We start from the raw sequence: 14287 nt of genomic DNA on the forward strand, positions 1-14287 counted from the left end.
TTGCTCGGCCGCGTTTTCGGCGGTCGCGGCGCTAGGCTGACCTGCATGACGAGTTCAGCGACGACACCGCATCCGCTCCCCGATCTCGGGGTCGTTCTGGTGGCCGGAGGGCGCGGCGAACGCCTCGGTGCTGGTGCACCGAAGGCGTTCGTCACGCTCGGCGAGCGCACGCTGATCGAGCACTGCATCGCCACCATCATCTCGCTACCGCACAGCGGACAACTGGTGCTCGTCGTGCCGCGCGAGCGCGCACCCGAAGCGCTGATGCTCTCCCACGGACTCACGGCTGCGCATCCGCGCTGGCGCGTCTCGGTCGTGTCAGGCGGGCGCGAGCGACACGAGTCCGTCCGCTTCGGGCTCGCGGCACTGCACGACTCCATAGACACGGTCCTCGTACACGATGCCGCTCGGCCCCTCGCGTCTGCGGATCTCTTCGAGCGCGTCATCACGGCGGTACACCGCACGGGCGGATCCGTTGTTCCCGCTCTCCCGGTGGCGGACACACTGAAGCGCGTCGACGCCGCCGGAGTGGTGCAGGAGACCGTCAATCGGTCGGAGCTCGTCGCGGTGCAGACACCCCAGGGGTTTCCCAAGGAGATCCTCAGTGCCGCCCATGAGAGTGCAACCCTCCTCTCGGACGAGTCCGGTGGGGCACCGACGGACGACGCCGAGGTCGTCCAGCGCGCAGGCGAGGTGGTGACCACGGTGGAGGGCGAATCGCGGGCCCACAAGCTGACGACCGCCTTCGATCGCGCGCTGCTCGAAGCGCTGCTGGGGTCGGCGTGATCCGGGTCGGGACGGGCTGCGACGTCCACGCATTCGACGACGAGTCGCCGCTGACCCTTGCGGGACTCTTCTGGCCGGGTGAACGCGGCCTGTCGGGTCACAGCGATGGAGACGCCGTGTGCCACGCGATCGTCGACGCGCTCCTCTCCGCCACCGCCCTCGGAGACATCGGTGAGCTCGTCGGCGTCGATCGCGCCGACACCGCTGACGCGGCCAGCACGGGGTTCGTGCGCACCGCCGTCGAGCGTCTGGCTGAGCACGGATGGCGACCCGTCAACGTGTCGGTGCAGATCCTGGGCAATCGCCCGCGATTCTCACCCCGTCGAGAGGAGGCGCAGCGCCTGCTCAGCGATCTCGTCGGTGCTCCGGTCAGCGTTTCCGCCACCACGACCGACGGATTGGGGCTGACGGGACGCGGCGAGGGTATCGCCGCGATCGCCACCGCGCTGGTCGAGCGTTAGCGGCCCTGCGCGGCCACGGCCGCCGCACCGGCTTCGGCGGCTTCCGGGTCGAGGTACCGTCCGGGGCCGGTGGCAGCGCCGCCGGTCTCGATGTCGTAGACGAGCGGCATGCCGGTCGGAATGTTGAGACCGGCGATATCGTCGTCGGAGATGCCCTCGAGGTGCTTGACGAGCGCGCGCAGTGAATTGCCGTGCGCCGTAACGAGCACCGTCTTCCCGGCGTCGAGGTCGGGAACGATCGCCTGCTCCCAGTACGGCAGCATCCGCTCGATGACGTCCTTCAGGCACTCGGTGCGCGGCACGTCCCCGTCGATGCCGACGTAGCGCGGGTCGTCGACCTGCGAGAACTCGCTCGAGTCATCCAGGGGCGGCGGGGGCGTGTCGAAGGATCGACGCCACTGCATGAACTGGTCCTCGCCGTACTTCTCGAGGGTCTCGGCCTTGTCGAGGCCCTGCAGCGCACCGTAGTGACGCTCGTTCAGACGCCAAGAGCGCTGCACGGGGACCCACAGCCGGTCCGCCGCATCGAGCGCGAGGTTCGCGGTCTGAATGGCGCGGCTGAGCACGGAGGTGTGCAGCACGTCGGGCAGCGCGCCGGACTCCGCGAGCAGCGCACCCGCGGCAGCGGCCTCGGTGCGTCCCCGCTCGGTGAGCCGAACATCCACCCAGCCGGTGAAAAGGTTCTTCTCGTTCCAGTCGCTCTGTCCGTGGCGCAGCAGAATCAGCGTGTTGCTCATACGTCCAGACTACTGGACGAGCGCTCAGAGGGAACGGTTCAGAGGCGCTTCAGCCGAGGAAGATCACGCGTCGCACCCGCGTCGGTCGGCACGATCGGCTCCTGCGTTGCCGCGATGGTCTCCCCATCCGGTGAATCAGGGTCCGCACCCGTCTCGCCGCCGCGCACCTCCAGTGGCGCGTCGGCGGGCAGCGCCCGTTTCAGCAGGGCGAGCGCGATGCCGCCCCACTCGTAGTGACGCGCCGCACGCGTGATCCGTCCGACCGGACGCGGCTTCTCCCCAGCGGACTCGCCGGCGCGGTAGACGAGTGCGCCGGACACCGGCAGCTCACCCGCAGAGCCGTCGAGGTGGAGCAGCGCGAGCCTGCGCGGCGGGTGGCCGATGTTGTGGACCTTGGCCACTGTCTCCTGGCCGCGGTAGCACCCCTTGTTGAGGTGCACGGCGGTACGAAGCCAGTCGAACTCGTTCGGAATCGCCCGATCGTCGGCGTCGCCGGCGCGGCTCGGACGCCACGCGCGGATCTCGAGCGCCTCGAGCGCCAGCAATCCCGCTGCCTGCGTATCGCCTGCGGTCACCCGATCGGCAAGGGGCGCGAGCGCCGTGCGCGGGAGAACGCTTTGCACGGCCGACCACTCGGCGCCCGGGTGGTCGCCGACGGCGTACTGCGTGCCGCCCCGCTGCACCGAGGCCCACGGGTCGTGCCACTCGATCGTCGACTCGAGGTCACGCAGCACCGGGAGAGCGGTACCCCCCTCGAATGCGAGCAGCGCGGCGTAGTCGTCACTGACGTCCGCCACCTCGACCCGCATCGCGAACCGCATGCGAAGAAGGAAGTCCGTCAGCGGACCCGCCGACCCCTCGTCCACCAGCAACCATGCGCGCTCGCCGTCATCGACGAAACGGATCGCGTGCTCGATACGACCGTTCGGGTCCAGCAGCAACGTCTCAGCGCTCTCGCCCGGGCGGAGCGAGAGCAGATCCTGGCTCGTCATCGAGTGGAGCCATCGCAGGCGATCGTCGCCGCCCACTGTGATGATGCCGCGGTGACTGAGGTCAAGGATCGCGTTCCCGGCCTCGAGCGAGCGCTGCTCGGGCAGCGGGGACCCGTAGTGCGCGGCGACCCCGAGGTCCTCTGACGCGATCGCCCCGGGGAGGGAGAGCAACGGACTCACCACGAGAGGGAGTTCCTCAGTCGCCCTATTCCTGACCCTTGAAGAGCTTCACCAGCACGGCGCCAGATACCCACGCGATACCGACACCGGCGAGACCCAGAAGTCCGAGGAAGAAGAGTTCGAGTGCGAGCATGCCCTTATCGTACCAGCAGGCCGACGACGTCGATGACGGCGATGATCACCACGGACCCCGCGACGCTGAACGCGGTCCTGGTGATGAAGCCCCTCTGCTGAGCGGTGCCGAGCTGCAGCCCGAACGTGACGAGCGTGCTGAGTCCGATGGCGAGTGCGAGCCAGGCGAACCGGGCCTCATCGGAGACGAGCACGGTGACGAGCACGCCGACGACGGCAGCCACGAGCCACGCGATGATCATGCGCGGAAGGTGCCAGGACTGAACATCAGGCATCTCGGGCGCATTTGGGGCGGGCGACTCGGTCACGATCACATTCTCACACACCGACCCCCGCTAGACTGGTGAACGGCCAGCCGGGCCGCGCAGCGAAGGGAGGAACCCTGGTGCGTCTGCTCTGCCTCACCGACCGGGATCCAGCCGACAGTCTTCCGGCACTGGGCCTCTTGGCCCACGAAGTCAGCACCTCACCACTATCGGTACGTGTCAGCGCTTCGGCGTGCTCGCGTTTCGATGCGGTACTCATCGATGGCAGCCTCGATCCCCGCCGCGCGCGCGCGGCATGCATTGGGCTTCGCGAGACGGGACGTGTCGCCACGGTCCTCGTCATCGCCGAGACCGCGCTCGCGGCGCTCACCCCGGAGTGGGGGATCAACGAATTCCTCCTGCCCACCGCCAACCCGGCCGAGGTCGAGACGCGGCTCCGCCTCCTCTCGATCATGGAGTCCTCGGTTCCGGATCGTCCGAACGTGATCACGACCGCGGGCGTGACGATCGACGAGGCCAACTTCACGGCGCGAGTCCAGCGCCGCACGCTCGACCTCACCTACAAGGAGTTCGAGCTGCTCCACTACCTCGCGGCGAACCCGGGCAGGGTCTTCACGCGCGAGCAGCTGCTCAGCGAGGTGTGGGGCACCGATTACTTCGGCGGCACGCGCACCGTCGACGTCCACGTGCGGCGTCTCCGCGCCAAGCTCGGCGACCACGAGGCGCTCATCAGCACCGTTCGCGGGGTCGGATACGGATTCGCTCGTGCGCGCGATGCAATCTCGGAGAGCGACGGAGAGGGCGAGCAGTGACGCGGATCGAAGCCGAGTTCTCGGGAGCTGAGCACGCCGCGCCCGACACGGCGGCGCTCGCAGACGTGCGTGCCGTCGTCGCGGCGGCAGAGGCCCACGACGACAGGCCCCCCGTCTCCGACCAGGCGATGGTCGCGGCGGCTCAGGGCCGACGCCTCGTCGCCAGATTCACGGCCGCGCTCGAGGGCGAGGAACTCCCCCGGCCCGCTGCCGTCGGTATCGTCGGCGATGGCGAGATCGACCTCGTGGTCCACCCGGATGCGCGGGGGCGGGGCATCGGCTCCGCCGCACTCGCTCGTCTGCTGGAGGGTGCGACGATGCCGGTCAAGGCGTGGTCCCACGGGGTGAATCCCGCCGCCGACGCGCTGCTGCAGCGCGCCGGGTTCTCGCCGGTCCGCGAACTCCTCCGGATGACCCTCGATCCCGCGCTCCTCCCCCACGGCGACCCCATCGAGGCGCCCGACTGGCTCAGTATTACCCCGCACACCTCGGGCAGCGCCGTCGAGGCCGCCGCGTGGGTGGCGGTCAACGCCGCGGCATTCGCGGACCACCCGGAGCAGGGCGCGATGACGCTCGACGATTTCGCAGCACTCACCCGCGAGGAGTGGTTCGACGCGGCAGATCTGCTGCTCGCCTTCGACTCCCGAGGCGACGGCGCGGAACGTCCAGCCGCATTCGCCTGGGTGAAGACGGTGGTGACGCCCGCCTCGCAGACAGCGCTCGGGGGCACCGAGTGCGAGCTCTATGCGCTCGGCGTGCACCCCGATGAGGCAGGCGCCGGGCTCGGCAGGATCCTGCTGGATCGCGCGCTGCGGCGCATGGCCGAGCACGACCCCGACCGGATCAGTCTGTACGTCGACGGCGACAACGAGCGCGCCGTGCGTCTCTACGAGCGCACGGGGTTCACGGTGGATCAACGCAGTCGGCAATGGGTGAAGGAGAATGGACGCCATGAGTGACGTGACGCGAGCCATCGAGGATCTCCCCGGAGACCGGTACATCGACCGCGAGCTCAGCTGGCTCGCCTTTAACCAGCGGGTCCTCGAACTGGCCGAGGATCCGGAAGTCCCGCTGCTCGAGCGGGCGAACTTCCTGGCCATCTTCGCGTCGAACCTCGACGAGTTCTTCATGGTCCGCGTGGCCGGCCTCAAGCGCCGCATCGTGACGGGTCTCGCGGTCCCGACGAACGTCGGTCGCGCTCCGACGGACGTGCTGGCCGACATCAACCGCACCGCCCATCAGCTGCAGCTGCGGCATGCCCGCTGCTTCGCGGAGCAGGTTCGCCCCGCTCTCGGCGAAGCCGGGGTGCACATCGCCGACTGGTCGACGCTCGACGCGGCGGATCGGCACGTGCTGACGGAATACTACGAACGGCACATCTACCCGATCCTCATGCCGCTCGCCGTAGATCCGGCTCACCCGTTCCCGTACATCTCCGGGCGGGCGCTCAACCTCTCGATCCGCGTGCGGAACCCGCGCACCGACAAGGTCGAGTTCGCCAGGCTCAAGGTCCCGCAAATGATCCCCAGGTACATCCGCGTGGATCGCCGGGAGTCAGTCGACGACGTCCGCTTCGTCGCACTCGAGGACCTCATCGCCAATCAGCTCGATGGGCTGTTCCCCGGCATGGAGGTGATCGATCACCACGTCTTCCGCGTGACGCGGAATGAGGACGTGGAGATCGAGGAGGACGAGACCGAGAATCTGATCCAGGCGCTCGAGAAGGAGCTGCTGCGTCGTCGATTCGGCCCGCCGATCCGCCTCGAGATCTCCGACGACATGGATGAGACCACGCTCGAACTGCTCGTGCGCGAGTTCGATATCGACGAGCAGCAGGTCTACACCCTCCCGGCGCCGCTCGACCTCAACGGGCTCTTCGCTCTGACGAAGCTCAATCGCACCGACCTCAAGTTCAAGCCCCACGTGCCGGTCACCGCTCCGCCGTTCCGCCCGAACTCCCCGAGCGAGCGGCCGGACACGTTCCGGGCCATCGCCCGCCGCGAAGTGCTCGTGCACCACCCGTACGAGTCGTTCTCGACGAGCGTGCAAGCATTCGTCGAACAGGCCGCGACCGACCCGGACGTGCTCGCCATCAAGCAGACGCTGTACCGCACCTCGGGTGACAGCCCGATCGTCGCGGCCCTCATCAAGGCTGCGGAGGCTGGAAAGCAGGTGCTCGCACTCGTCGAGATCAAGGCGCGATTCGATGAGGAGGCGAACATCACGTGGGCTCGCAAGCTCGAGCAGGCCGGCGTCCATGTCGTCTACGGGCTCGTCGGGCTGAAGACCCACTGCAAGCTCGTGCAGGTCATCCGCGATGAGGGCGGCCGACTGACTCACTACTGCCACATCGGCACCGGCAACTACAACCCGAAGACGAGCCGCATCTACGAGGACATGGGGCTCTTCACGACGTCCCCGGAGGTCGGGCGCGACGTCACGAAGCTCTTCAATGTGCTCTCGGGGTACGCGATCGAGACGCAGTACGATCGCCTGCTCGTCGCCCCGCAACGACTGCGCGAGGGACTGCTCGAACGCATCGAGCGCGAAGCCGAGCACGCCAGGGCCGGTCGTCCGAGCGGCATCAAGTTCAAGGCCAACTCCATGGTCGACGAGGGCATCATCGACGCGCTCTACCGCGCCAGCCAGGCGGGAGTGCCCGTCGACATCTGGGTGCGCGGCATCTGCGCGATCCGCGCGGGCGTGCCCGGGCTGTCCGAGAACATTCGCGCGCGGTCGATTCTCGGTCGCTATCTCGAGCACTCCCGCATCTACTCGTTCGAGAACGACGGCGATCCCGAGGTCTACATCGGGTCAGCCGACCTCATGCACCGCAACCTCAACCGCCGCATCGAGGTGTTGGTGAGACTCGAGGATCGCGACCACCTCGCCCGCATCGAACGCCTCTGGGACCTCGCGTTCAGCGACGAGGTGTCGGCGTGGCACCTGCTCGAGGACGGCACCTGGCAGCGCCGGGAGCGCGATGAGGCCGGGACGATCCTGCCTGCCCTTCAAGATCTCGTCTTCGCCGACCGCGCCGAAGTCCGGCCGCGGGGCAGTCGATGAGCGCTGCGGTCTACGCGGCGGGAACCGTGTGCTGGCGACGTGTGCCTGCCGACGATGGCGGTGAGGATCGCCTCATGGTGCTCCTCATCCACCGGACGAAGCAGCGCGACGTGTCGTTTCCGAAGGGCAAGTTAGACCCGGGCGAGAGCATGCAGGCCGCGGCGGTTCGCGAGACCGAGGAGGAAACCGGACTGCGCGTCTCCCTCGGCATGAGCCTCGGCACCATCAGCTACGACCTGCGCACGGGCAGCACGAAGACCGTTCAATACTGGGCGGCCGAGGTCACCCCCGAGATCGCACTGGCATCGACGTTCGCCCCCAACGGTGAGGTGCAGGCGCTCGAGTGGGTACCGTGGGACGAGGTGCCGAGACGGCTCAGCTACCCCGCTGACCGCGACCTCTTCGCGGTCTTCACGCGCCTCGTCGACCACGATCTGCTCGACACGTTCTCGGTGACGCTGCTGAGGCACGCGAAAGCGGCCGGGCGCAGTCCCGAGTACCCCGAGGATCGTCTGCGCCCGCTCACCTCCTCCGGCGCTGAACAGGCGCAGACACTCGTGCCGATGCTCGCGGCGTTCGCCCCGAAGCGCCTCTACGCCTCTACGGCGACGCGCTGCTTGAGCACCGTTGAGCCGCTCGCCGCGCACCTCGACCGTCGCGTCCGCGAGAAGGACGCCCTGAGTCAGGACACGTGGGACACCGGCGACCTCGAGGGCATGCGGAAGCTCATCGCGAAAATCGTGAAGCGCGGCCGGTCGGCCGTGGTGTGCAGCCACCGTCCCGTCCTCCCGGATATCGCGCGTGAGATCGTCCTCGCGACCGGGAGCGTTCCCGGCGCCTATCTCGACGAGGCGACCTCGCTGCCGCCGGCCGGCTTTTCGGTGTTCCACCTTTCGCGCCGGCGTCCAGGCGCTGGGATCCTGAGCGTGGAGACCTACCCGCTCAAGCACTGAGCGCGATGGGCGCCGGTGCGCGCTTTCCGGTGTTCACCCGCTGTTCACTTCCTGCTGCCCCGCGCGTCACCTCCGGTCCCTAACCTGGTGCCTGTGGCGATCCGCCACAGTCTGAGTTACCAGCATCTGAAGGATAGGTACCCGTGAAGGTTTCCCCCCTGGTCAAGACCCTGGTCGTCGGTGGCATCGCCGCCCTCGCACTCACCTCGTGCGCCGCGAACGAGGGCGGATCGGGCGACACGTCCGATTCCCAGCTCTCCGGCGCGCTCACCGGCTCCGGCGCATCGTCGCAGGGCTCCGCGCAGGAGGCGTGGGGCGCTGCGTTCCAGACCGCCAACGCCGACGTCACCGTCAACTACGATCCGACGGGCTCGGGCGCGGGCCGCGAGACGTTCCAGCAGGGCGCGAACGCCTTCGCCGGATCGGATCGCGCGTTCAATCTCGAGGAGATCGAGGCCGGCCCCTTCGACGCCTGCGCCCCCGACTCGGGTCTTGTGGAGTTCCCGGCCTACATCTCCCCCATCGCTCTCATCTTCAACGTCGAGGGCGTGGACTCGCTGCAGCTCGACGCCCCGACCGTCGCCCAGATCTTCTCGGGCGAGATCACCAACTGGAACGATCCGGCCATCGCAGATCAGAACCCCGATGCCACGCTGCCCGATCAGACCATCTCCGCCGTGCACCGCTCGGACGAGTCGGGCACCACCGGCAACTTCACCGACTACCTCGCCGAGGCCGCACCCGACGACTGGAGCGAGGGCTCGATCGAGAGCTGGCCGAACGCGCTCGGCGGCGAGGGTGCGCAGGGCACCTCGGGCGTCGTGGAGGCAGTCAGCAACGGCGTCGGCACGATCGGTTACGCCGACGCCTCACGCGCGGGCGACCTCAGCACCGTCGAGATCAAGGTGGGCGACGAGTACGTCGCCTACACCCCCGAGGCCGCGGCCGCCGTCGTCGACGCGTCGGAGTTCGAGGAGGGGCGCACCGAGCACGACCTCGCGATCCAGCTCGACCGGACCAGCACCGAGGACGGCGTCTACCCGATCGTCCTCGTGAGCTACCTCATCGGTTGCGAGCAGTACGAGGATCCGGCGAACGCCGAGCTGACGCAGGCCTACTTCGACTACATCATCAGCGAGCAGGGCCAGCAGGACGCGGCCGAGGCCGCAGGCAGCGCGCCGATCTCCGACACCCTCCGCGAGAGCATCCAGCCCGCGATCGACGCGATCAGCTGACCCTCGCTCGTCCGAGCACCGACCACGCAGGAGCCGCCCACGTGACCACCGCCACCGCCGCGAACACCGCCGCCACCGGGAAGCCGGTCCTCAGCATCGGGGATCGCGTGTTCTCGCGGTCGGCGGTGTTCGCCGGCAGCATGATCCTCGTCACGCTCGCCGCCGTCGCGATCTTCCTGATCGTGCAGAGCGTGCCAGCGTTCTTCGCCACCGATGAGAGCGCATCGCTGCTCACGTCCAACTTCTGGGCCTACGTGGGACCGCTCGTGTTCGGCACGGTGTGGGCGGCGACCCTCGCGCTGGTCATCGCGCTCCCGATCTCCATCGGCATCGCGCTCTTCATCTCGCACTACGCCCCACGCAAGCTCTCGCAGGTGCTCGGCTACATCGTCGATCTACTGGCGGCGGTACCGAGCGTCGTCTACGGTCTCTGGGGCATCGGCGTGCTCGCTCCTGCGGTGCAGCCGATCTACGAGTGGCTGAACACGAACGCCGGCTGGTTCCCGCTGTTCGGGGGAACCGCATCGGGCACTGGCCGCACGATCCTCACCGCGGCGATCGTGCTGGCAGTGATGATCCTGCCGATCATGACGGCGATCTGCCGCGAGGTCTTCTTGCAAGCACCCGCCCTGCACGAGGAGGCCGCGCTCGCCCTCGGCGCCACCCGGTGGGAGATGATTCGGCTCGCCGTGCTCCCCTTCGGCCGCGCCGGCATCGTCTCCGCCGCCATGCTCGGGCTCGGACGCGCCCTCGGTGAGACGATGGCGGTCGCCATGGTCCTCTCCGCGACGGGCGTGGTGACGCTCAACCTGCTCACCTCGCAGAACCCGTCCACCATCGCCGCGAACATCGCGCTCTCCTTCCCCGAAGCCTACGGGGAGAACGTCAACGTACTCATCGCGACCGGTCTGATCCTGTTCGTCGTCACCCTGCTCGTGAACGCCCTGGCCCGCTGGATCATCAGCCGCCGGGCCGAGTTCAACGCAGCCGACTGACGCACCGCCGACCACGAGGGAACCCCCACATGGCCATCATCACCCGTCCGGTCTCAGCCGGGTCAACGCTCGCGGGCAACCGCCTGCCCCGCCCCGTCCCGTGGATCGTGCTGGCCGCGAGCATCGCGGCCTCGATCGCGCTGTTCGCCCTCCTCGCCGCGGCATCCGGATCCGCCTTCAGCATCGTCGGCACCGCCGTCGTCGCGGCGATCCTGTCCCTCGCCGTCATCACGGGCATCTCCGCTTCGGTCGAGGGACGCCGTCAGGCCGTCGACCGGTTCATCACCGGACTCGTGACCGGGGCCTTCCTCCTCGCGATGGTGCCCCTCGTGTCGGTCGCCATCACGGTGATCGGCAACGGGCTCGCCCGCTTCGACGCGGAGTTCTTCACCCACTCGATGCGCAACGTCACCGGCGAGGGCGGCGGCGCCCTGCACGCCATGATGGGCACCCTGATGATCACGCTCGCGGCGACGGTCATCTCGGTGCCGCTCGGGTTGCTCACCTCCATCTACCTCGTCGAATACGGACGCGGCCGTCTCGCTCGAGCCATCACCTTCTTCGTCGACGTCATGACCGGCATCCCGTCGATCGTCGCCGGACTCTTCGCATACGCGGCCTTCGCCCTCATCTTCGGTCCTGGCGTCCGGATGGGCATCATCGGCGCGGTCGCCCTCTCTGTGCTGATGATCCCCGTCGTCGTGCGCTCGAGTGAGGAGATGCTGCGCCTCGTCCCGAACGAGCTGCGCGAGGCCGCCTACGCACTCGGCGTGCCGAAATGGCGCACCATCCTGAAGGTGGTCCTGCCCACGTCGATCGCCGGTATCACGACCGGCGTCATGCTCGCCATCGCCCGCGTCATCGGCGAGACGGCTCCACTCCTCATCACCGCGGGCTTCACCGCGTCGATGAACTACAACCTCTTCAACGATCGGATGCAGTCGCTGCCCGTCTACGTCTACACCCAGTTCGCGAACCAGGGGAATCCGGGGTGGGCGTTCCTCGAGCGGGCGTGGGCTGCCGCGCTCGTGCTGATCCTGATCGTCATGCTCCTGAACCTGCTGGCCAGGCTCATCGCCCGCTGGTTCTCCCCTAACTCGCGCAGGTAGATTCGCGGTACGCGACCCTGCACCCCGCACACGGACACCGACCTCAGAAGGAACCCCACTCATATGTCGAAGCGCATCGAAGTCTCAGACCTCAACGTCTACTACTCGAAGTTCCTCGCCGTCGAAGACGTGACCATCGACATTGAACCGCGCAGCGTCACGGCGTTCATCGGCCCCTCGGGTTGCGGCAAGTCCACCTTCCTGCGCACGCTGAACCGCATGCACGAGGTGATTCCCGGTGCTCGCGTCGAAGGATCGGTGCTGCTCGACGGCGAGAACCTCTACGGACCGGGAGTCGACCCGGTGCTCGTCCGCCGTCAGATCGGCATGGTGTTCCAGCGCCCGAACCCCTTCCCGACCATGTCGATCCGAGAGAATGTGCTCGCCGGCGTGCGCCTCAACAACCGGTCGATCTCGAAGTCCGACGCCGACGCCCTGGTCGAGCAGTCCTTGTCTGGGGCGAACCTCTGGAACGAGGTGAAGGATCGTCTCGACAAGCCCGGGTCCGGCCTGTCCGGCGGTCAGCAGCAGCGCCTCTGCATCGCACGCGCCATCGCCGTCTCCCCCGACGTGCTACTCATGGACGAGCCCTGCTCGGCGCTCGACCCGATCTCCACGCTCGCCATCGAAGATCTCATCGACGAACTCAAGCAGCAGTACACGATCGTTATCGTCACCCACAACATGCAGCAGGCATCCCGCGTCTCCGACCGCACCGCGTTCTTCAACATCGCGGGCACGGGCAAGCCCGGCAAGCTCATCGAGTACGGCGATACCCGAAAGATCTTCTCCGCACCGTCCGTGAAGGCGACCGAGGACTACGTCTCCGGGCGCTTCGGGTAGGGGGGTCGACGGCGGGCATCCCGCGCATCCGGGCCCTCAACTGAAAGACCGAGCCGCAGAACGCCTCTCGGCGGAAGGCCGCTCGAAGCGGCAAAAATTGGAGCCCGGGGTTACTGCGGCCCGGCACGAATCAGTGTAACGCAGCACCCCCGGGGGTCCGCCAGTCACTCATCGCGCCCGGGCGTGCTGCGTCTCGGTTGCGGGATATGCCTGACGGCCAGCTCGAAATCGAGGCTCCGCTCGCCCGATTCACTCCCCAGAGTGAGCGGACGGTACATCTCGAGCGGAAGGCGAATGGAGGGGTGCGAAAGCGGCACGTCCAGGCGCCAGCCACGGACTGCTCAGTCGAGTGTGCCGTCTCGCCAGCGGACCGCTGCCGCGTGCAGCTCCTCGGCGAAGGCTGAGTATCGCAAAGACCGCTGCGTGAGCTCTGCGGCGTGATCGTCGTCGTGGGCGTCCCGGTCGTCGGCGAGCGCCGCGGCCCCGAGCGACATGAGCCGGCAGTAGCTCGCGGCACGGTTCAAGGCCGCAGTGAGATCGCCCGCATACACACCTCGCAGAATCGTGTCGCACAGCTCCACCATCGAGCCGGGCGTAACAGGTTCGGCGGCACCGGCCACCACGGGATCGATGGTGACTGCGACCTCGACCCCTCGAGTGAAGAGATCCGCTGTCGCAGCCGGGTTCACCGCGGCGACCCGTCGCAGCAGATAGAGCCGCCAGAGCACTCCGGCGAGTGAGCGAGGATCCGCGTGGGACCAGAGCTCTGCGATATCGTCGATCCCCTCGTTCGCGGCAAGGCCAACCACGCGATCGACGACGTCGGGATCGGCGACGCTGCGTACGCGATCGAGAAGCGCCCAGGACGTCTCGTGCGCGAGCCGGTGCGCGGCTCCGGGTTCGTCGGATCCGATAATCCAATCGAAGTCTTGGGTGGGCTGGAGGATCGGTTTGGCGTGCTCGCGGGTCATGTGGCTCCTCTCCCTCGCGCGTGACGGATCCCGGCCGAGATCGCCTGCGACGACCCGGCGAGTCTACGCCCCGACCACTCGCAACGCACAGACTCATCGTTCAGGGGCGGGTGAGAGAATGGAGTCGAGATTCCCGGCGTGGACCCGAGGCGTGGACCCGAAGTGAACGAGAAGGCTCGTTCGGTCCGATAGGATCTTCTGTGGGCCTGTAGCTCAGTTGGCAGAGCATCGGACTTTTAATCCGCGGGTCGCGGGTTCGAGCCCCGCCGGGCCCACGACGAAACGCCCCAGATCAGACTCCGTACAGCTCTCGCCTGGGGCGTTCTTCATCTGTGGACCACCGGATCGCGTAGATTGAACGTGGTACGTCAACCTCGACGTAGCGCCTTTGGAGTGAGCTCGTGACGACACTGTCATGGGGCTTTGCGGCAAGCCGGTGACGACGCGTTGAGCTTGGAGAAAAGAGTCGCCCGAAGCTCACCGCGAAGTCACCACTGTCTCCAACGCCAATTCGTACGACACTCGCTCAATTCGGCTTCAGTTGAGTCGTTGCACCATCCACTCAACTCAACGCCGAATAGAAGAACAGCGAATCCAAGCAGAACCAGTGCGGCTACGAGGATGAAGATGTTCCGCGATTTCCTGCTCATGGTGACTCCGAGTTCTCGGGCCGTAATAAGTCCTAACCCCATTCTGGCCTCCTTTACCGAACTGTCTCCTTTCATACGCCCGGACGTACGACAGTGTCC

General features: G+C 67.6%; 14 protein-coding genes and 1 tRNA gene. 11 read left to right on the forward strand and 4 right to left on the reverse strand.

Features of this window, described 5'->3' with window-relative positions; translation table 11 throughout:
- The first annotated feature begins 45 nt into the window (after window positions 1–45).
- Window positions 46–786: a 2-C-methyl-D-erythritol 4-phosphate cytidylyltransferase gene (gene ispD, locus K8P10_RS11375; RefSeq protein ID WP_224779032.1), complete on the forward strand. Its 741-nt coding sequence runs from the start codon at window positions 46–48 to the stop codon at window positions 784–786.
- Window positions 783–1247: a 2-C-methyl-D-erythritol 2,4-cyclodiphosphate synthase gene (gene ispF, locus K8P10_RS11380; protein WP_224779033.1), complete on the forward strand. Its 465-nt coding sequence runs from the start codon at window positions 783–785 to the stop codon at window positions 1245–1247. Before ispD ends, ispF begins: the two co-directional genes overlap by 4 nt.
- Here the strand turns inward: ispF and K8P10_RS11385 are convergent.
- From K8P10_RS11385 to K8P10_RS11395, 3 genes are all read right to left on the reverse strand, one after another.
- Window positions 1244–1984, reverse strand: a complete 741-nt coding sequence (locus K8P10_RS11385) for a phosphoglyceromutase (RefSeq protein ID WP_224779034.1) — start codon at window positions 1982–1984, stop codon at window positions 1244–1246. The two genes, ispF and K8P10_RS11385, sit on opposite strands and share 4 nt — an antisense overlap.
- A 38-nt stretch (window positions 1985–2022) precedes the next feature.
- The gene (locus K8P10_RS11390; protein WP_224781272.1) at window positions 2023–3156 is read right to left on the reverse strand and encodes a folate-binding protein YgfZ; all 1134 of its coding nucleotides are present in this window, start codon (window positions 3154–3156) and stop codon (window positions 2023–2025) included.
- A gap of 137 nt (window positions 3157–3293) precedes the next feature.
- Entirely contained in the window at window positions 3294–3596 is a 303-nt protein-coding gene (locus tag K8P10_RS11395; protein ID WP_224779035.1) for a hypothetical protein, read from the reverse strand.
- A 35-nt stretch (window positions 3597–3631) separates the two neighbouring features.
- Here K8P10_RS11395 and K8P10_RS11400 point away from each other — a divergent pair, with 35 nt between their 5' ends.
- The 8 genes from K8P10_RS11400 (at window position 3632) to pstB (ending at window position 12567) form a co-directional block, all read left to right on the forward strand.
- Window positions 3632–4366: a response regulator transcription factor gene (locus K8P10_RS11400; protein ID WP_224779036.1), complete on the forward strand. Its 735-nt coding sequence runs from the start codon at window positions 3632–3634 to the stop codon at window positions 4364–4366.
- Window positions 4363–5325, forward strand: a complete 963-nt coding sequence (mshD, locus tag K8P10_RS11405) for a mycothiol synthase (RefSeq protein ID WP_224779037.1) — start codon at window positions 4363–4365, stop codon at window positions 5323–5325. The genes K8P10_RS11400 and mshD overlap by 4 nt, the downstream gene beginning before the upstream one ends.
- The gene (locus tag K8P10_RS11410; protein WP_224779038.1) at window positions 5318–7432 is read left to right on the forward strand and encodes an RNA degradosome polyphosphate kinase; all 2115 of its coding nucleotides are present in this window, start codon (window positions 5318–5320) and stop codon (window positions 7430–7432) included. Before mshD ends, K8P10_RS11410 begins: the two co-directional genes overlap by 8 nt.
- Complete coding sequence (locus K8P10_RS11415) at window positions 7429–8385, forward strand: NUDIX domain-containing protein (RefSeq protein WP_224779039.1); 957 nt, start codon at window positions 7429–7431, stop codon at window positions 8383–8385. The genes K8P10_RS11410 and K8P10_RS11415 overlap by 4 nt, the downstream gene beginning before the upstream one ends.
- A gap of 143 nt (window positions 8386–8528) precedes the next feature.
- A complete protein-coding gene (gene pstS / locus K8P10_RS11420) occupies window positions 8529–9620 on the forward strand; it encodes a phosphate ABC transporter substrate-binding protein PstS (RefSeq protein ID WP_224779040.1) in 1092 nt (363 codons plus the stop codon).
- Window positions 9621–9661: 41 nt separating this feature from the next.
- Window positions 9662–10615, forward strand: coding sequence for a phosphate ABC transporter permease subunit PstC (gene pstC, locus K8P10_RS11425; RefSeq protein WP_224779041.1), 954 nt, complete (start codon window positions 9662–9664; stop codon window positions 10613–10615).
- Window positions 10616–10644: 29 nt separating this feature from the next.
- The gene (gene pstA / locus K8P10_RS11430; RefSeq protein WP_224779042.1) at window positions 10645–11724 is read left to right on the forward strand and encodes a phosphate ABC transporter permease PstA; all 1080 of its coding nucleotides are present in this window, start codon (window positions 10645–10647) and stop codon (window positions 11722–11724) included.
- A 63-nt stretch (window positions 11725–11787) separates the two neighbouring features.
- Window positions 11788–12567 carry a phosphate ABC transporter ATP-binding protein PstB gene (pstB, locus tag K8P10_RS11435; protein ID WP_224779043.1) on the forward strand — a complete coding sequence of 260 codons (780 nt, stop codon included), beginning with the start codon at window positions 11788–11790 and terminating at the stop codon, window positions 12565–12567.
- A 341-nt stretch (window positions 12568–12908) separates the two neighbouring features.
- Here pstB and K8P10_RS11440 read toward each other — a convergent pair whose 3' ends face one another.
- A complete protein-coding gene (locus K8P10_RS11440) occupies window positions 12909–13538 on the reverse strand; it encodes a hypothetical protein (RefSeq protein WP_224779044.1) in 630 nt (209 codons plus the stop codon).
- A gap of 202 nt (window positions 13539–13740) precedes the next feature.
- Here K8P10_RS11440 and K8P10_RS11445 point away from each other — a divergent pair.
- Window positions 13741–13813: transfer RNA gene (locus K8P10_RS11445), tRNA-Lys, on the forward strand.
- Window positions 13814–14287 lie beyond the last annotated feature (474 nt).

Origin of the sequence: Leucobacter sp. Psy1 (genome assembly GCF_020096995.1) — a bacterium.
Lineage (GTDB): Bacteria > Actinomycetota > Actinomycetes > Actinomycetales > Microbacteriaceae > Leucobacter.